We start from the raw sequence: 19010 nt of genomic DNA on the forward strand, positions 1-19010 counted from the left end.
ATGGCTAAGAATAGAAATGAAATTCCTGAAAAATTAACTTGGGATTTGACAACAATTTATAAAACAGATAAAGAATGGGAAGCAGAGCTAACTAGAATAAAAAGCGAACTTTCACTCGTTGAAGAGACAGACCCTGGTCATTTACTTGATTCAGCTGAAAGTCTTCTGACAATTACCGAAAAAATGCTATCCATTTCTCAACAAGTTGAAAAACTATATGTTTATGCTTCAATGAAAAATGATCAAGATACCAGAGAGGCTAAATATCAGGAGTATCAATCAAAAGCAACAGCCCTCTATGTGAAATTCGGAGAGGTCTATGCCTTCTATGAACCTGAATTTTTGAAAATTTCAAAAGAAGTTTATAACAAATGGTTGGGGGAGCTTCAAAAATTAAAAAACTATGACCATATGTTTGAGCGCCTTTTTGCAAAAAAAGCGCATATTCTTAGTCAAAAAGAGGAAAAGTTATTGGCTGCGGCTGGTGAAATTTTTGAAAGTCCTTCAGAAACTTTTGAAATTTTTGATAATGCGGATATTAAGTTACCTATGGTCAAAAATGAATCTGATGAGATGATCCAACTCACGCATGGAAATTACTCTTCCTTAATGGAAAGTAAGAATAGGGGAGTACGAAAAGCAGCCTACAAAGCACTTTATAGTAATTATGAACAATATCAGCATACTTATGCAAAGACCTTACAGACTAATGTAAAAGTCCATAATCTTAAAGCCCAAATCCGCTCTTATGATTCAGCCCGTCAAGCTGCTCTGGCTAATAATTTTGTTCCAGAAAAAGTTTACGATGTTTTGATGGAGGCCATTCATCAACATTTGCCACTTTTACATCGTTATATTGAACTACGCAAGAAAATTTTAGGAATTACTGATTTAAAGATGTATGATATCTATACTCCATTATCTAATTTAGATTATAAATTTAACTATGAAGATGGAGTGAAAAAAGCAGAAGAAGTTTTAGCGATATTTGGTAAAGAATATAAAGGAAAAGTTAAAGCAGCTTTTGAACAAAGATGGATTGATGTCGAAGAAAATATCGGAAAACGTTCGGGTGCTTATTCAGGTGGATCTTATGATACCAATGCTTTTATGCTTCTAAATTGGCAAGAAACGTTAGATGATCTTTTTACTTTAGTTCATGAAATGGGGCACTCAATGCATAGTGCTTTCACGCGTGAAAACCAACCATATGTTTATGGGGATTATCCAATCTTTTTAGCTGAAATTGCCTCAACTACAAATGAAAATATTTTAACTGAAACTTTATTAAAGGAAAGTAAAGATGATAAGGAGCGCTTCGCCCTTTTGAACCACTGGCTTGATAGTTTCCGTGGAACTGTTTTCCGTCAGAGTCAATTTGCCGAATTTGAACAAAAAATTCATGAAGCAGATGCTGCCGGTGAAGTGTTAACAAGTGAATACTTAAACTCACTTTATGGCGAAATAAATGAAAAATACTATAATTTAGCAGTCAAAGAAAATCCAGAAATTCAGTATGAATGGGCTAGAATTCCGCATTTTTATTATAATTTCTATGTTTTTCAATACGCAACAGGTTTTGCTGCGGCAACTTTCTTGGCTGAAAAAGTTGTTCATGGTTCAACTGAGGATCGTCAAAAATATCTTGAATATTTAAAGGCTGGTTCCTCAGCTTATCCTTTAGAAGTAATTGCCAAAGCTGGAGTTGATATGGAATCTACCGATTATTTAGATGCTGCCTTTGAGCTTTTTGAAAATCGATTGAGTGAATTAGAAAAATTAGTTGAAAAAGGAGTCCATCTTTAAAAATGGTTGAAACATATAAACGTACAAGTAACCCCATGATGAATCGACCAGTTGTCAAAGCAGAGTTAGTAGAATGGATGCGTTCAAGTCAAACACAAATAACCGGAGAACTTGCTTCATTAGCTTCTGTACCAGTTTTAACCCGACTTTTTCCCCTTGTTTAAGTAGAAGATGATGAATTTTAGGAGCACCATAGATTCCTCGGTTAGCATTGAAGAGTTGAGAAATTTTGAGTGACAGGTATTGTCTCCTTAATTGAGTTTTAGATGGATGTCGGTTAATCCGTTCATAATAACTTGATTCAGGAACATCAAGGAGTTGACAGCTTAGTCTGACATTGAGTGCTAAAGTTTGTATGGTTTGAGCCATATCCGCAGCACTCACTTCTTTTTCTCGGCGAATATGGTCAATACTTTTTTTAAGATGTCTCGTTCTTCCTTAACTTTAGCCAGTTGTCTTTTTAATTCTAGAAAATCAGCTTTAGAGACGGAGCTTTCATTAGATTTAGAGTAGAGGTCTATCCATTTATAAATTGTTGCAGGGGCCACGTCGTATTCTTTAGACAGCTGGGTGACGGATTGACCAGAATGATAGAAGGCGATAAGGGTTTCTTTAAATTCTTTTGAGTAGCGTTTTTGCATGTTTTTGTCCTTTGTCTAAATTATACAATAGTGACTCTAAGATTTAAGGATAACATCACTCACAACTTAGGGTTATTAATAGAGGTCAAAATATGAAAATTGGGTATGCACGTGTCAGTACTTTTGAACAAAAATTAGAATCTCAAATTGAAGTTCTGAAAGAAGCAGGAGCAGAAGAAGTTTTCCAAGAAAAGTTTACTGGAACTACAGTCGAACGTCCACAATTTAATCTAGTATTTAAAAAGTTAAAGGATGGTGACACTTTAATTGTGACAAAGTTAGACCGATTAGCCAGGAACACTAGAGAAGTTTTAGAAATTGTTCAATCGTTATTTAATAGAGGAATTAAGGTTCATATATTAAATATTGGTCTTATTGATAATACACCTACTGGTCAGCTGATTTTTACCATCTTCAGTGCTTTTGCGCAGTTTGAACGAGACCTTATTGTAACCAGGACTCAGGAAGGAAAAAATTTTGCTAAGCTTCATGATCCAAGTTTTAGGAAAGGGCGTCCTCAAAAATTTACCGAAGAACAAATTCAATTTGCTTATGAGTTAAAACAGCAAGGAATGACTTACAAGATGATTGAGCGAAAAACTGGTATCAGTATTGCGACTCAAAAACGAAGATTTATAAAAGCAAAAAATCAAGCTATTGACAAAGACTATTGAAATGTTATAATTTAGTTAACGAAGATTTGTGGGAGTGGTATCTCACAATAGGAACTGAGGAACTGCGAATTCCTCAGTTTTTTGTACAAAAAACGCCCAGTTCTGCGAAACTGAGCGAATGTGGATTAATGGCGCTTACGTCGGTATTTTAACCAATCCTTGACCAGCTCAAGGATTACTCCAACCACAATAGGAGCGACTACTGATACGAAGATTTGCAGAAGCATTATCTCACCCCCTCCCTAAGGCATTTCTGCATTGGTAAGGTACGCCACTAAAAAGTATACCATAAAAAGGGAATAGATATGTTCGTAGTAGGAGATATCCAATTATCAAGAAAACTCCAATTTTTTGGAAAGTTAAATAATGTGTACATATTTTCGACAAACCATACATTAGAAATAATAAAAAAACACCGTAGAATTGTTTGATTCATACGGTGCTTTTTTTATGTCTAATTATTTAAGAGTAGTCCAATATTTTTATAAGTCATAATTCTAGTCCGCTTTTAAAATAGTAGTGTACTGGCTAAATTCCTCTAAGTGTTGAGGGCTAATCTGGTTATCTGTAATGATGGTATCGAGTTGATCTAGATTGTAGAAGTTAAAGAAATCGTATCGATCGAATTTAGTACTGTCTACTAATAAGAATTTTTCTACAGCATTGTTTAGGGCAAGTTGTTGAATCACACCTTCCTTGTCACTATATGTAGCAATAGAATTATGGGTAACAGCATTTGCACTAACAAAAGCTTTGGCAAATCTCATTGCTTCTAAATTTGTCGAAGCCATTGAACCTACAAAAGCTCCAGTTATTTCTCTATATTCACCGCCAAGAAGCAATAAATCAATGGTTTCGCTATCATTTAGAATCAAGAACACAGGGAGACTATTTGTAATGACACGAATTTTATAACCTTTACGACCTTTCAATTCTAATGCCAGTTGTACAAGTGTAGTTCCGGGTCCAATAAAAATAGTATCGCCATCTTTGATTAAAGAGCAGGCTTTTTTAGCAATGTCAATTTTTTCTTTTGTATTTAGACTTTTCTTCTCGATATGTGTCTTTTCAAGTGGCTTTTTAGAGGAAAGCAATTGTGCACCACCATGAGTACGTGTTAAAAGTCCATCAGCTTCTAGAGCATCAAGGTCTCTACGGGCTGTCATATCGGAAATATCTAGTTCATCTATTATTTCTTTTATGGTTATGGTCCCATCAATCTTTAACATATCTAAAATTTTTTCTAATCGTCGTTTTTTGTTCATATGAAGACTTTTCTTTCATAAAGTAATTTTTTTCCAAAGATAACTCTCTTTTAATTGTATCATAAAAGATAATATTTTCAAGGTAAAACAAACAATTTCAAACAAAAACAAACGTTAGATGGTGAAATAAGAACAGAGGATTGACGTATATTAGCTTAGGTCAGATTTTGTATAAGACGAAAACAAAGTAGGACCTCTTAATCAGTAAGTTATAGAAAGTAAAAGACTTTTGTAATACCTGAATAGATATTTCACGTCCATTTTGTGATGGATTAAATGAACAATAATTTAACGGTGTTATCTATTTTTTAAAAAAACAAATAAAACAAACAAAAAATTAACAAAAATAGTTGCTTTTTGTTTGAATGTTTGATATCATATAAACAAAGAAATGAGGAAAACGTTATCTTGAACATTTTGCAAAATATTTTCTACTTCTACGTAGCATTTCTTTTTAAAATTTAGGAGGTAGTCCAAATGGCTATTGTTGTTGGTGCAGATCTCAAAGGTACGAGATTAAAAGATGTTGTGAAAAATTTTCTTGTAGAAGAAGGTTTTGAGGTAATTGATGTGACTAAGGACGGACAAGATTTTGTTGATGTTACCTTGGCAGTTGCCTCTGAAGTAAATAAAGATGAGCAAAACTTAGGTATTGTAATTGATGCTTATGGAGCTGGTCCATTCATGGTAGCAACTAAAATTAAAGGTATGGTTGCAGCAGAAGTTTCAGATGAACGCTCAGCTTATATGACACGTGGACATAACAATGCACGAATGATTACGGTTGGCGCTGAAATCGTCGGTGATGAGCTTGCTAAAAACATCGCTAAAGCTTTCGTCAATGGTAAATATGATGGCGGACGTCATCAAGTCCGAGTAGATATGCTTAACAAGATGTGTTAAGAAAAGGAGTTAAAAAATGAAAATCGCAATTGGATGTGACCACATTGTCACAGATGTAAAAATGGCAGTATCAGAATTCTTGAAATCAAAAGGACATGAGGTCCTTGATTTCGGGACATATGACCACGTACGTACTCACTACCCTATCTATGGTAAAAAAGTCGGTGAAGCAGTAGTAAGTGGTCAAGCAGACTTGGGAGTATGTATCTGTGGTACAGGTGTCGGCATTAACAATGCAGTCAATAAAGTTCCAGGTGTTCGCTCAGCGTTGGTTCGTGATATGACGTCAGCTCTATATGCTAAGGAAGAACTTAATGCGAATGTTATCGGTTTTGGTGGAATGATTACTGGTGGTCTTCTTATGAATGACATCATTGAAGCTTTCATTGAAGCTGAGTACAAACCAACAGAAGAAAATAAAAAATTGATTGCAAAAATCGAACACGTTGAAACACATAATGCACATCAAGCAGATGGGGATTTCTTTACAGAATTCCTTGAAAAATGGGACCGTGGTGAGTACCACGATTAAGGTATAACCAATGATTCTGACAGTCACACTAAATCCTTCAGTAGACATCTCTTATCCTCTAGAAACATTGAAAATTGATACAGTGAATAGGGTGAAAGATGTTAGTAAGACAGCTGGTGGAAAAGGCTTAAATGTTACTAGAGTCTTGTATGAATCTGGTGATAAAGTTACTGCTACAGGTTTCTTAGGTGGTAAAATTGGTGAATTTATTGAAAGCGAATTAGAACAATCTCCTGTTAGTCCAGCTTTTTATAAAATCTCAGGAAACACTAGAAACTGTATTGCTATCTTACACGAGGGTAACCAAACAGAAATTTTGGAACAAGGACCAACAATTTCTCATGAAGAAGCAGAAGGCTTTCTTGACCACTATAGCAATCTTATTAAGCAATCAGAAGTTGTCACAATTTCAGGAAGTTTGCCTTCAGGACTTCCCAACGATTATTATGAAAAACTTATCCAACTTGCTTCGGATGAAGGAGTAGCAGTCGTTTTGGATTGTTCAGGTGCACCACTTGAAACAGTTCTAAAATCGTCGGCTAAACCTACTGCCATCAAACCTAATAATGAGGAACTTTCACAGTTGCTTGGAAAAGAAGTAACAAAAGATATTGAAGAACTCAAAGACGTTCTTAAAGAGTCACTTTTTAGTGGTATCGAATGGATAGTGGTCTCATTAGGTCGAAACGGTGCCTTTGCAAAACATGGTGATGTTTTCTATAAAGTAGATATTCCTGATATCCCAGTTGTTAATCCAGTCGGATCAGGGGACTCAACGGTAGCTGGTATTGCATCAGCTTTAAATAGTAAAAAAAGTGACGCTGACTTATTAAAACATGCGATGACATTGGGTATGTTAAATGCTCAAGAAACAATGACAGGGCATGTGAATATGACTAATTACGAAACACTAAACTCACAAATTGGAGTAAAAGAGGTATAAAAATGGTACTTACAGAACAGAAACGCAAATCTTTGGAAAAACTTTCAGATAAAAACGGTTTTATCTCAGCTTTGGCATTTGACCAACGTGGTGCTTTGAAACGTTTGATGGCACAGTATCAAGATACAGAACCAACTGTAGCTCAAATGGAAGAACTAAAGGTTTTGGTTGCTGATGAACTTACAAAATACGCTTCTTCAATGTTGCTTGACCCTGAATATGGACTTCCAGCAACAAAAGCATTGGATAAAGAAGCAGGTCTTCTTCTTGCCTATGAAAAAACAGGTTATGATACATCAAGTACAAAACGTTTGCCTGACTGCTTGGATGTTTGGTCTGCAAAGCGTATCAAAGAGCAAGGCGCTGATGCCGTTAAGTTCTTGCTTTACTATGATGTAGACAGCTCAGATGAACTTAACCAACAAAAACAAGCTTATATTGAACGTGTTGGTTCTGAATGTGTCGCTGAAGATATTCCTTTCTTCTTGGAAATCCTTGCTTATGATGAAGAAATCTCAGATGCAGGTTCCGTTGAATATGCAAAAGTGAAACCTCGCAAAGTTATTGAAGCGATGAAAGTTTTCTCTGATCCACGCTTTAACATTGATGTTCTTAAAGTAGAAGTACCAGTTAACGTTAAATATGTCGAAGGTTTTGCTGATGGTGAAGTGGTTTACAGTAAAGCTGAAGCTGCTGACTTCTTTAAAGCACAAGAAGAAGCGACTAACCTTCCATACATCTACCTAAGTGCAGGTGTATCTGCTAAATTGTTCCAAGAAACATTGCAATTTGCTCACGACTCAGGTGCCAAGTTTAATGGGGTGCTTTGTGGACGTGCTACTTGGGCAGGATCTGTAGAACCTTACATCAAAGAAGGTGAAAAAGCAGCACGTGAATGGTTGCGTACTACTGGATTCGAAAATATTGATGAACTTAACAAAGTTCTTGTTAAAACAGCTAGTCCATGGACTGATAAAGTATAGTAAAAACATAAAACGGAGGATATTGGTGTGAACAGAGAAGAGATGACTCTCTTAGGGTTTGAAATTGTTGCTTATGCTGGAGATGCTCGCTCTAAGCTTTTAGAAGCGCTTAAAGCGGCTGAAAATGGTGATTTCGCTAAGGCAGATAGTCTTGTAGTAGAAGCAGGAAGCTGTATTGCAGAGGCTCACAGTTCTCAGACAGGTATGTTGGCTCGAGAAGCTTCTGGAGAGGAACTTCCATACAGTGTTACTATGATGCATGGTCAGGATCACTTGATGACTACGATCTTATTAAAAGATGTGATTCATCACCTCATCGAACTTTATAAAAGAGGAGCAAAGTAATTAATGCATAAACTCATTGAACTTATTGAGAAAGGGAAACCATTCTTTGAGAAAATCTCTCGAAACATCTATCTTCGTGCTATTCGTGATGGATTTATTGCTGGTATGCCAGTCATCCTTTTCTCATCTATCTTTATCCTTATTGCCTATGTCCCAAATGCTTGGGGATTCCACTGGTCAAAAGACATTGAGACCTTCTTGATGACTCCTTATAGCTATTCGATGGGTATCCTAGCATTCTTTGTTGGTGGTACTACCGCTAAAGCTTTGACGGACTCAAAGAACCGGGACCTACCTGCGACCAATCAGATTAACTTCTTATCTACGATGCTAGCGTCTATGGTAGGGTTCCTTTTGATGGCAGCTGAGCCTGCAAAAGAAGGAGGCTTCTTGACAGCCTTCATGGGAACAAAAGGCCTTTTGACAGCATTTATCGCAGCCTTTGTGACAGTTAATGTTTATAAAGTCTGTGTAAAAAATAATGTTACCATTCGTATGCCTGAAGATGTTCCACCAAATATCTCTCAAGTATTTAAGGACTTGATTCCGTTCACCGTCTCAGTTGTTCTCCTATATGGACTTGAACTCCTTGTTAAGGGAACTCTTGGTGTAACTGTTGCAGAATCAATCGGTACCCTTATTGCTCCTCTTTTCTCAGCTGCAGATGGTTACCTTGGAATTACACTTATCTTTGGTGCTTATGCCTTCTTCTGGTTTGTTGGTATTCACGGTCCTTCAATTGTCGAACCAGCAATCGCTGCTATCACTTATGCCAATATCGATGTCAACTTGCATCTTATCCAAGCTGGACAACATGCAGATAAAGTTATCACTTCTGGTACTCAAATGTTTATTGCTACCATGGGTGGAACAGGAGCTACATTGATTGTTCCATTCTTGTTCATGTGGATTTGTAAATCAGATCGTAACCGTGCCATCGGACGTGCCTCAGTTGTTCCAACATTCTTTGGGGTTAATGAGCCAATCTTATTTGGTGCACCAATCGTATTGAATCCGATTTTCTTTGTACCGTTCATTTTCACTCCGATTGTCAACGTTTGGATCTTTAAATTCTTTGTTGACACATTGAACATGAACTCATTCTCTGCCAACCTTCCATGGGTTACTCCTGGTCCGTTGGGAATTGTACTCGGTACTAACTTCCAAGTTCTATCATTTATCTTAGCCGGACTCTTGGTAGTTGTTGATACTATCATTTATTACCCATTTGTTAAGGTATATGATGAACAAATTCTTGAAGAAGAACGTTCTGGTAAAACAAACGATGCTCTTAAAGAAAAAGTAGCTGCAAACTTCAATACTGCTAAAGCAGATGCCGTTCTTGGAAAAGCAGGCGTTGCTAAAGAAGATGTAGCAGCAAACAATAATATCACAAAAGAAACTAATGTCCTTGTTCTTTGTGCAGGTGGAGGTACAAGTGGCTTGCTTGCCAATGCCTTGAACAAAGCAGCAGCAGAATACAATGTTCCAGTCAAGGCGGCAGCGGGTGGTTACGGTGCTCACCGTGAAATGTTGCCAGAGTTTGACTTGGTAATCTTGGCTCCACAGGTCGCTTCAAACTTCGATGATATGAAGGCTGAAACAGATAAATTGGGCATTAAACTTGTAAAAACTGAAGGAGCTCAATATATCAAATTGACACGTGACGGAAAAGGTGCTCTTGCATTTGTTCAACAACAGTTTGATTAATAAATTTGTAAAAGTTATTTGAGACGAGATCACTCATTCCATTTCCTTGGTTTTCAGAACACAGAATCTCGTCTCAAATGCTTTTTTTGAAAGGACTTACACTTATGACTAAAACACTTCCTAAAGATTTTATTTTTGGTGGTGCTACAGCTGCTTATCAAGCAGAAGGTGCAACTCACACAGATGGTAAGGGCCCAGTAGCATGGGATAAGTATCTTGCAGACAATTATTGGTATACAGCAGAACCTGCAAGTGATTTTTACCATAAATACCCAGTTGATTTAGAATTAGCTGAAGAATATGGTGTTAATGGTATTCGTATTTCTATTGCCTGGTCTCGTATTTTCCCAACGGGTTACGGTGAAGTAAATGAAAAAGGTGTTGAATTCTACCATAAACTATTTGCTGAATGCCACAAGCGTCATGTTGAACCATTTGTGACTTTGCATCATTTTGACACACCAGAAGCTCTTCATTCAAATGGAGATTTCTTAAACCGCGAAAATATAGAACACTTTATAGATTATGCCGCTTTCTGTTTTGAAGAGTTTCCAGAAGTAAACTACTGGACAACTTTCAATGAAATTGGCCCAATTGGTGATGGTCAATACTTGGTTGGTAAATTCCCTCCAGGCATTAAATATGATCTTGCCAAAGTCTTCCAATCACACCACAACATGATGGTCTCTCATGCACGTGCTGTAAAATTGTATAAGGATAAAGGTTATAAAGGTGAAATTGGTGTTGTTCATGCTTTACCAACTAAATACCCTTATGATCCGGAAAATCCAGCAGATGTTCGTGCTGCTGAACTTGAAGACATCATCCATAACAAATTTATCTTGGATGCAACCTATCTTGGGCACTATTCAGATAAAACAATGGAAGGTGTCAACCATATCCTAGCTGAGAATGGTGGAGAACTTGATCTTCGTGATGAAGACTTCCAAGCTCTTGACGCAGCTAAAGATTTGAATGATTTCCTTGGTATCAACTATTACATGAGTGATTGGATGCAAGCTTTTGATGGTGAGACTGAAATCATTCACAATGGTAAGGGTGAAAAAGGAAGCTCTAAGTACCAAATTAAGGGTGTTGGTCGTCGAGTAGCTCCTGACTATGTTCCGCGCACAGACTGGGATTGGATTATTTATCCTGAAGGCTTGTATGACCAAATCATGCGAGTGAAAAATGATTATCCGAATTACAAGAAGATTTACATCACTGAAAACGGTCTCGGATACAAAGATGAGTTTGTAGATAATACTGTTTATGATGATGGTCGTATTGATTACGTGAAGCAACACTTGGAAGTTTTATCAGACGCGATTGCGGATGGTGCAAATGTTAAAGGTTACTTCATTTGGTCACTTATGGACGTTTTCTCATGGTCAAATGGTTATGAAAAACGGTATGGATTGTTCTATGTAGACTTTGATACGCAAGAACGCTATCCTAAGAAATCAGCACATTGGTATAAGAAATTAGCAGAAACTCAAGTGATAGAGTAATATCAGCTGAGAATGTAATAATTTGTTATCTGATTTTTAGATCAGGCTTTGAAAAGGTATATATTATTAATTTCGAAGATTGTCCTATAATTCCTGAGCTTGAAGCTACCTCACTACAAAATGTAGTAACTGGTATGTTTCACCTGGAAAAGAATGGATTTGCCATTCTGATTTAGCATTATCCGAATTTGAATGGGAAGTTTTACAATTACTCGATGTAGCAATATGTGAGACTGTTCACTTCGAGGTAGATTATTTGCCTTTCCAATAACAAAAAGAAAGGAATTGACTGTGACTATCGAATTAAAAAACGAGTATCTTACGGTTCAGTTTAAAACACTTGGTGGCCAACTGACTTCGATTAAAGACAAAGATGGGTTAGAATATCTCTGGCAAGCTGATCCAGAGTATTGGAATGGACAGGCACCAATTCTATTTCCTATCTGTGGTAGTTTACGTAATGATTGGGCTATTTATAGACCTCAAGAAAGACCTTTTTTTACAGGTCTAATTCGTAGACATGGTTTTGTTCGAAAAGAAGAATTTACTCTTGAAGAAGTTAATGAAAATAGCGTGACTTTCAGTATTAAACCAAATGCTGAGATGCTTGATAATTACCTTTATCAGTTTGAACTAAGAGTTGTTTATACCTTAAATGGGAAATCCATTAGAACCGAGTTTCAGGTAACGAACTTGGAAACTGAAAAAACGATGCCTTACTTCATTGGAGCCCATCCAGCATTCAATTGTCCTTTAGTAGAAGGCGAAAAGTATGAGGACTATTCTCTTGAATTTAGTGAGGTTGAGTCTTGTTCGATACCAAAGAGTTTCCCTGAGACAGGGTTATTAGATTTACAAGATCGGACGCCATTTTTGGAAAACCAAAAGTCTCTTGATTTGGATTACTCACTTTTTTCTCATGACGCCATTACACTTGACCGACTGAAATCTCGCAGCGTGACACTTCGCTCGAGAAAGTCTGGTAAAGGTCTTCGAGTTGATTTTGATGATTTTCCAAACTTGATTCTGTGGTCTACAACCAATAAAAGTCCATTCATTGCCTTAGAACCTTGGAGTGGGCTTTCCACTTCACTTGAAGAAGGTAATATTTTAGAAGATAAACGACAGGTAACGAAAGTTTTACCTCTAGATACTTCTAAAAAGTCCTATGACATTACGATCCTTAATTAAAATCTGTTATAATTTTAGCCTTAAATAAAATTTGAATACGTTTGCCTTGTGGTTATAGATTGGTCTTCTTCGTGCCAATCTTACATCGCAAGGTTTTTAAGTTTTTTATGGGTCTATGTCAACTGTAGTGTGTGACGAAAAGCTAATGATGTAAAAAAGATGATCAATAGCGTACAAGATGAAACCAAAAAGGACATCAGACAGCTACAAAAACAAATCAGAAAATAGTTTGGGTACGGAGGAAATCATAATGTTAAGAGAATTTAAAAATTTTATTCTACGAGGAAATGTATTAGACTTAGCAGTTGGGGTAATTATTGGGTCCGCATTTACTGGATTAGTAACTTCTTTGGTTAATAATCTCATTAACGCCTTAATAGGAATGTTTGTTCAAAGTACAGCCTTGGCTAACTTCTACTTTTATATTGATAAAATAAAATTCACTTATGGAGCCTTTTTAAATGATACCATTAACTTTGTTATTACTGCATTTGTTGTTTTCATAATAATAAAGTTTGTTAACAGATTAATTCCACATAAAGAGAAAGAAAAGCAAGAAAATCAAAATAAAGAATTGGACACTCTGATTGAGATACGTGACTTATTAAAAATAAAATCTAAGTAAAAAAGCTTAGAAAATTATCATAAATTGATTTTGGTAGTTAACTATGGTATTATTTTACTGTACTAATCAAAAACTGCTCTTCTTAATCTAAGCGCAGACGCTAAAAACTGATCATTATGTGCTGTGATCAGTTTTTTTGTTTTAATTTTCTCCTTTTTATAAATATTGATAAAGATTCATTTATATTTTATTGGACTACAATCAAATATCTAAACACAAAATGAACAATATCTTTCGAAAATAATTTTTGAGTTCAGTTTTAAATAAATATTTCCATCAAAAATCTCAGTCATTAATTTTAAAATCTCCATAGTAAAATTTACTTCTGACTGAAAGAGATTTCTCATTATAAAAAAGAAAAAATTTTTAAAAGGGAATTTAATGATTTTCACTCTAGAAATAATAAGTTTCGAAAAAATTATTGTTTTTCCGAAACTTATAATCAACATAAAACGCATGGTTAAGCGGTTTTAGTTTTTCAAAGGTTTACAAAAGCAAAAAAAGCACCTATTATGGCAACTTTATGAGAGTATGAGAGTGTTTTTAATTAGCCTTAACATAGTGCAAAAAGGATATTCTGATTTTTAACACGATTCGTCAGAGTATCCTTTTTTTATTGATTATTTTTGTGCGTCCATTTTAAGTAATGTGTTATAATCGTTTTATATTTTAGATATCCCTAAAATATATTCCTTTCTATCGAGCTGCCTTCCTTTTGGAACTCCGAAGGCAGTTTTTTAAAATAGAGGAAGTGACAAAAAAAAGAAGTTGTGATAAAATAAAGGTAAAGAAAAAAGAGCTTGCACTAACAAGCTCTAATGTAGCCGTTTTAAGAACGGTAGCACTACATACATCAAAATGGCCTACTGCGTGCTAAGCTGAACGGTCATTTTTTATTACTTGTATTTATCACAAGAATCATCAAGGTCGCAAAAGCAATCATGAGACTCAATGCCTGAAATACAGTCAAAAAATTTTCGCCTTTCATGTTTTGTGAGGGTTTGCCCACGAAATAATCATAAGCACCACCTCCAATCAGGCTACCGTTCATAAACTCTACAAACATTATTATAACAAAAAAAGCCCCGTAAGTCATAGACTTACAGGGCTTTTGAAATATTCATTAAAACCTTGGGCCGGCAAAGGTTAAAGTCATTTCAGGGTGGGATTTATAATGTCCCACAACATCAACTCTCCATTCTCCTCTCAGGATTTGACACATAATAGGGAAGGCCTTTTTAAAGCGAACGAGTTCATCATTATAAGTTGCTGAAGCAAATGGTCGTGCCTGGTCTAAGGTCATCAAGAAACGAGGGTCTGGAGTATCGCAAATCAGGTCATGACAATAAAACTGATTGAAGCCGTCAATGACGAAGTATCCACTATTTATTTTTTCAAAGGAGTCCTTACAAAAGGCTGACTTTTTATAATAGTGCCAGCCTTCTTGTTTGAAATATTTTTCAGCGGCACTTTTATTTGTTGCCCACAGGGGAAGTTCAAATTCAAAGCCATCAGGGTCGGTATATGTTTTTCCGTCTGAAAATTGACTTAACGTCAGCAGTTTTTAGTATGATTACTGCTTTTATTATTTACTCCAAAACTGTTGTTTTACCTTTGTGTCGGTAGATTGTCGTTCTTTTGTCGTCTATCTGTCGTGTACATGTTTAAAAAAATAGTTTATTATATATTCATACCCGAATTGCTAGTTAATTTCATTGGAAAATAAATAAGTCGTGCTATCCTAATCTTAAACCACTAAGCATTAGAAAGCGCACGACTTATATGACTTATAATAGCACACTTCCAAAAGTTTTTGTTTATTTACTGACAACCATTGAGACGCTTTATCAAACGAGTGTTCCCCTTGAGGTTCAAAACCGAAAGAACGTCCATCTCGCAACATCAGATTGCTTAGTTATCGCTTGTTACCTCTGGGGCGTACTGCATTTTAGTGAAACGCTTAAAGCTAGGCACCAATTGGCTCAAAGTTTATTTCCTAATTTCCTAGAATATTCTCGCTTTGTCCGCCGTTGTAATGCCCTCTTACCGAGTATCCAAGTCATTCGCCAAGCACTCGTCTTTAAAGAGGTTGAAGGAATGAGTGTATCCATTATTGACAGCTTCCCCATTCCTTTGTGTCAGCCTATTCGTAATTTCAGAAGCAAAGTTCTTGGAGATTATGCAAATGTTGGTTACAATGCTACAAAGGGACAGTACTTCTATGGATGTAAATGTCATGCTTTAGTCAGTGAATCAGGCTATGTCATAGACTACACAATTACTCCTACTTCAATGGCTGATAGTTCAATGACCGAGGAAGTGTTGAGTCAATTTGGGACACCAACAGTCCTTGGAGATATGGGATATCTAGGTTAGTCACTGCATGATAGGCTGGAATTAAAAGGAATTGATCTAATTACACCTGTCAGGAAGAACATGAAGCAAAAGAAAATCCTTTTCCCTAATTTTTCAAAACGTAGAAAAGTGATTGAGCGAGTTTTCTCTTTTTTGACAAATCTAGGAGCTGAGCGTTGTAAAAGTCGTTCGCCTCAAGGTTTTCAATTGAAATTAGAGATGATACTTTTAGCGTATTCTTTACTGTTAAAATCAGCTAAATCACTGGAACCAGAGACTTTAAGATATTCTATCGGGTATCAAGTCACGGCTAAATAATCAACTAGCAATTCGGGTTTAAGTATATGAAAATTATAGAAAGGCTGTATTAATGTGTAACCATTAATGCAAAAGTAAAAAAATGGCACCAACTATTGATGGAAAACCAATTTTAACCCAAAAAAACATTGTAGATATACTTACAGAGTTAGATATTAAACGTGGCGATACTGTACTTGTACATTCCTCATTGAAATCCTTAGGGTATGTTATTGGGGGTGCAGAAGCAGTAATAAATGCCATTATAGACAGGGTGGGAGAAAAAGGGACAATTATAATGCCTACTCAGACCATTGAGATGAGTGATCCAAGCACATGGTTGTATCCTCCAGTAGCTCCTGAATTTTGGGACATTATTCGAAAAGCTCTCTTACCATACAACAAAGATACTACTCCTGTATCAAAAGGAATTGGAGTGATACCGGAAACTTTTAGAAAATTTAATGGTGTTATTAGAACTTCACATCCGCTATACTCTTTTGCAATTTGGGGTGAATTAGCGAGATACTTAAATACTCAAGAACTTGATTATGGATTAGGAAAGCACTCCCCATTAGGAAAATTGTATTTAAAAAATAATAATGCAAAAATAGTATTAATTGGGACAGATTTTGAGTCAAATACGTCAATACACTTAGCAGAACACTATTTAAATAGAAAAACAATAATCCAAAGTTCATATGTACTAAAAAATTTAAAGAAGAGCCGAGTTATTTTTAAGGATATTCCTTTAGATATTTATGATGATTTTTTAGAATTTCAAAGGTATTTTGAAAGTAAAAATGAGATTAATAGAAGGAAAATTTATAAAGGCTATTTATCTGTTTATAATTTTAGAGATGTAGTAGAACAGGCAATAGAGTATTATAAATTAAAAGATTTTATCGAAGGGAACAACAGAAGTAGTCAATAGCCGTCTACCAACAAATTCACCTAATAGTCCAGTATAACCCAATCAGTTCTGTTGCAAAGTTTGAAATTTTAAAACAACGTTTCTGACCAGTGTTCCTCTGAAGCTGTTACTCCCATTAATACCTTGATTTCAGTAGATACTGAAATCAAGGTATTAATGGGAGTAACAGCCTAAGATATTTGGAGTTCAGAGAGGGCGCCTTTGATTTTCAAACTTCGCAACAGAACCCTTACATTCTTGGACTGTATCCTCTATCGTTTTTATGCTTTTTCTTCTTCGGTTTATGAGCGAGACGTTCAGGTTCGCTTTCCCCTCGTAAAATCGTAAAGAGTAGATTTGTTCCTAGTCCTTTGAGCAGATTGAAATTATTTGTATTGTTGCGGTAGTAGTTTTTTTCTTCCACATTTTTTTCTTTGTTAAGTTCATCTTTGACATTCGTATAGTTTTTATCAAACACAGCTTTTAATGTTTGCTTGCCTGCTTGACTAAAATCTTTCGTTTGAACACATTCATTGAAAAACATAACTTTCATGCTTGGATTTTCAAAGAACTGTTTTTCTATTTCTGATAAGTGAGTGTGTCCTTCTTCTAATAAACCTGTAAGCAAGCGTTCTTTCGTTGCGGTATCGTACTTCATAGGTTGTCTATCATTCAAAACATCAATCACTACTTTTTCTTCGAGTTGGTCGCCAAAATAGAGAATAGCATTGCACAATTGCTCTTTTTGTAGTCCATTCAATTGCTTTCTGTCAATCATTGGCAAGTGTTCTTTTATCGTTGTTTCATGGTAATAATGAACGGCTTTTATTGCCATTTCATAGCGAGCAAGGGGTTGGATAATGCCTTGGAAAGCTTTTTTAACTTCGTCGGATTGACGAGCAACACTTTCTTTATTCTCTAACTGAATATCGTGTTTAGCACAGAATGTTTTAAGAATAGCTTCTTGTTTATTCAGTTTTTCTTTCATCACACGAACACTGATATACGGGTCTTTTAAAAGCAAGGATAGATTGTGTGACAATTCCTGTTGTTGGCTTTTAAATAAAATTTGTTCCGTTTCTTTTAAGTCAAAAAGTTGTTCATTATGAATGGTTTTATCAACTAATTCTCTTGCCATATAAGGACTAAGTGCGTTTGTATTGACTTTTGGATAGTGAGCAGAAATAAACCGTTGGGCTTCTTTATTTAAAAGAATTTCTGCTTGTTCAACCGCTTCTTTTTGGTCTTTAATTTTACTTAAAATCGGTTCTTGTTCTTGCCCATTCGTCATCGCTTGTTTAGCTAGTGCAGAGTTTTTCCAGTTATTTAACATACGCTTTTTATCTTCCAATTTCTCAAAGGAAATAAAGACGTTAAGTTCTTTAGAAAGGTCAGATAAAATACGTTTTTCTTTGGGCGTAAAATGACGAGTAAACGGATTTGTTTGGTTCTTTTCTTCGTTTTCTTTTTCTAGTTGTTCTTGTTTGTATAAGAGTTGATTATACTTTTTAATTTCTCTATTGATGTCCCCGTTTTCACTAGGCAATCCTTTTAATTCAAGTTGATGGGCATAGCTTCCAAGGTGTTTTGTTGGGAGTTCTTTCTTTCCTTGTTCTTTAAAACTTTTATCCGTTACGGTTATGTTTAATCCTTTTTTTTCTAAAGAGTCATTAATCGCAATTGCCCAATTTTCACGCCATTGTTTTAAGCGTTCTTTACTATCCCAATCCGTTGTTTTTTCTGTGGAGCATTGATAAGTTTTCTTTTCTTTATCGTAAATTTTGTTGCCTTGTTCATCATAGTGATAAACTTTTTTTTGACGAGTTCCCCAATCCCCGTTTTCTTTAAATGGACGGTTTGTTGTCATAATATGAGCATGAGGATTACCGTCTTTATCTCTATGAATAGCAATATCAGCCACCATGCCATGATTGACAAAATTTTCTTGACAATAGTTTAAAAGGAGTTCTTCTTGTTCTTCTTCGTTCAATTCAGAAGGCAACGCTAAAATAAAATCTCTTGCTAGTTGAGCATTTTTTGATTTTTCGATTTTTTCTACTTCGTTCCATAATTTTTGACGGTCTAACGTCCAGTCCGGTGCATTGCTTGGTTTTAAAATAAAAGTTTTAGGAGCAACACTTCGACCATAGAAATTAAATTTGTTATAGCGTTCACTGTATAATTTTTCCCCACTACGATAAGAGGCGCTAGCAATTGCAGACTGTCCTTTCCCTCTTGAAATAACTTTAGCTTCAAAATGATAAATAGCCATAAGAAGTGTTCTCCTTTCTTTTTTATTTTTTACACGAGCAAAGC

At 35.6% G+C, this 19010-nt stretch carries 16 protein-coding genes and 4 pseudogenes; 15 read left to right on the forward strand and 5 right to left on the reverse strand.

The annotated features are described in order from the left end of the window. On the forward strand, positions 1-1806 hold the full coding sequence (gene pepF, locus PYW37_RS12860; protein ID WP_003132689.1) for an oligoendopeptidase F: 1806 nt from the start codon (positions 1-3) through the stop codon (positions 1804-1806). 2 nt (positions 1807-1808) lie between these two features. Further along, positions 1809-1928, forward strand: a pseudogene (locus tag PYW37_RS12865) (O-methyltransferase); the annotation flags it as partial. Here the strand turns inward: PYW37_RS12865 and PYW37_RS12870 are convergent. Continuing rightward, positions 1915-2447 (reverse strand): annotated as a pseudogene (locus PYW37_RS12870) (IS3-like element IS981 family transposase); the annotation flags it as partial. The pseudogenes PYW37_RS12865 and PYW37_RS12870 overlap by 14 nt on opposite strands. Positions 2448-2539: 92 nt before the next feature. Here PYW37_RS12870 and PYW37_RS12875 point away from each other — a divergent pair. Continuing rightward, the gene (locus PYW37_RS12875) at positions 2540-3121 is read left to right on the forward strand and encodes a recombinase family protein (RefSeq protein ID WP_021214655.1); all 582 of its coding nucleotides are present in this window, start codon (positions 2540-2542) and stop codon (positions 3119-3121) included. A 125-nt stretch (positions 3122-3246) separates the two neighbouring features. Here the strand turns inward: PYW37_RS12875 and PYW37_RS13330 are convergent, their stop codons facing one another. Both PYW37_RS13330 and PYW37_RS12880 read right to left on the reverse strand, forming a co-directional pair. Further along, entirely contained in the window at positions 3247-3348 is a 102-nt protein-coding gene (locus tag PYW37_RS13330) for a type I toxin-antitoxin system Fst family toxin (protein ID WP_109009866.1), read from the reverse strand. 270 nt (positions 3349-3618) lie between these two features. Further along, positions 3619-4386, reverse strand: a complete 768-nt coding sequence (locus PYW37_RS12880; protein WP_021214652.1) for a DeoR/GlpR family DNA-binding transcription regulator — start codon at positions 4384-4386, stop codon at positions 3619-3621. 477 nt (positions 4387-4863) lie between these two features. Between PYW37_RS12880 and lacA the strand changes: the two genes are divergently transcribed. The 10 genes and pseudogenes from lacA to mscL all read left to right on the forward strand — a co-directional run bounded on the left by lacA (position 4864) and on the right by mscL (position 13129). Further along, entirely contained in the window at positions 4864-5289 is a 426-nt protein-coding gene (lacA, locus tag PYW37_RS12885; protein WP_003131727.1) for a galactose-6-phosphate isomerase subunit LacA, read from the forward strand. A gap of 16 nt (positions 5290-5305) precedes the next feature. Further along, complete coding sequence (gene lacB / locus PYW37_RS12890) at positions 5306-5821, forward strand: galactose-6-phosphate isomerase subunit LacB (protein ID WP_021214651.1); 516 nt, start codon at positions 5306-5308, stop codon at positions 5819-5821. Positions 5822-5831: 10 nt separating this feature from the next. Then, positions 5832-6764 (forward strand): tagatose-6-phosphate kinase, encoded by a 933-nt coding sequence (gene lacC, locus PYW37_RS12895; RefSeq protein ID WP_002290553.1) that lies wholly within the window; start codon positions 5832-5834, stop codon positions 6762-6764. Positions 6765-6766: 2 nt separating this feature from the next. Beyond that, positions 6767-7747: a tagatose-bisphosphate aldolase gene (lacD, locus tag PYW37_RS12900; RefSeq protein ID WP_003131732.1), complete on the forward strand. Its 981-nt coding sequence runs from the start codon at positions 6767-6769 to the stop codon at positions 7745-7747. Between the two features lie 27 nt (positions 7748-7774). Next, on the forward strand, positions 7775-8092 hold the full coding sequence (locus PYW37_RS12905; protein WP_014011534.1) for a PTS lactose/cellobiose transporter subunit IIA: 318 nt from the start codon (positions 7775-7777) through the stop codon (positions 8090-8092). A gap of 3 nt (positions 8093-8095) precedes the next feature. After that, complete coding sequence (locus PYW37_RS12910; protein ID WP_021214650.1) at positions 8096-9802, forward strand: lactose-specific PTS transporter subunit EIIC; 1707 nt, start codon at positions 8096-8098, stop codon at positions 9800-9802. 104 nt (positions 9803-9906) lie between these two features. Then, positions 9907-11313: a 6-phospho-beta-galactosidase gene (lacG, locus tag PYW37_RS12915; RefSeq protein WP_003131735.1), complete on the forward strand. Its 1407-nt coding sequence runs from the start codon at positions 9907-9909 to the stop codon at positions 11311-11313. Next, positions 11313-11584, forward strand: a pseudogene (locus tag PYW37_RS12920) (DUF3884 family protein). The gene lacG and the pseudogene PYW37_RS12920 overlap by 1 nt, the downstream one beginning before the upstream one ends. A gap of 20 nt (positions 11585-11604) precedes the next feature. Next, positions 11605-12504 (forward strand): aldose 1-epimerase family protein, encoded by a 900-nt coding sequence (locus PYW37_RS12925; protein ID WP_021214647.1) that lies wholly within the window; start codon positions 11605-11607, stop codon positions 12502-12504. Between the two features lie 250 nt (positions 12505-12754). After that, positions 12755-13129, forward strand: coding sequence for a large-conductance mechanosensitive channel protein MscL (gene mscL / locus PYW37_RS12930; RefSeq protein WP_025017224.1), 375 nt, complete (start codon positions 12755-12757; stop codon positions 13127-13129). An 886-nt stretch (positions 13130-14015) separates the two neighbouring features. Here the strand turns inward: mscL and PYW37_RS12935 are convergent. Continuing rightward, positions 14016-14195, reverse strand: a complete 180-nt coding sequence (locus PYW37_RS12935) for a putative holin-like toxin (RefSeq protein WP_098384394.1) — start codon at positions 14193-14195, stop codon at positions 14016-14018. 716 nt (positions 14196-14911) lie between these two features. Between PYW37_RS12935 and PYW37_RS12940 the strand changes: the two are divergent. Together PYW37_RS12940 and PYW37_RS12945 are read left to right on the forward strand one after the other, a co-directional pair. Then, positions 14912-15802: pseudogene (locus tag PYW37_RS12940) on the forward strand (IS982-like element ISLll1 family transposase). Between the two features lie 82 nt (positions 15803-15884). Further along, entirely contained in the window at positions 15885-16715 is an 831-nt protein-coding gene (locus PYW37_RS12945) for an AAC(3) family N-acetyltransferase (RefSeq protein WP_015081734.1), read from the forward strand. A gap of 229 nt (positions 16716-16944) precedes the next feature. Here the strand turns inward: PYW37_RS12945 and mobQ are convergent, their stop codons facing one another. Then, positions 16945-18966, reverse strand: a complete 2022-nt coding sequence (gene mobQ / locus PYW37_RS12950) for a MobQ family relaxase (protein WP_025017233.1) — start codon at positions 18964-18966, stop codon at positions 16945-16947. Between the last annotated feature and the right edge of the window lie 44 nt (positions 18967-19010).

The sequence above is a fragment of the Lactococcus lactis genome (assembly GCF_029023865.1).
GTDB classification, from domain to species: Bacteria; Bacillota; Bacilli; order Lactobacillales; family Streptococcaceae; genus Lactococcus; species Lactococcus lactis.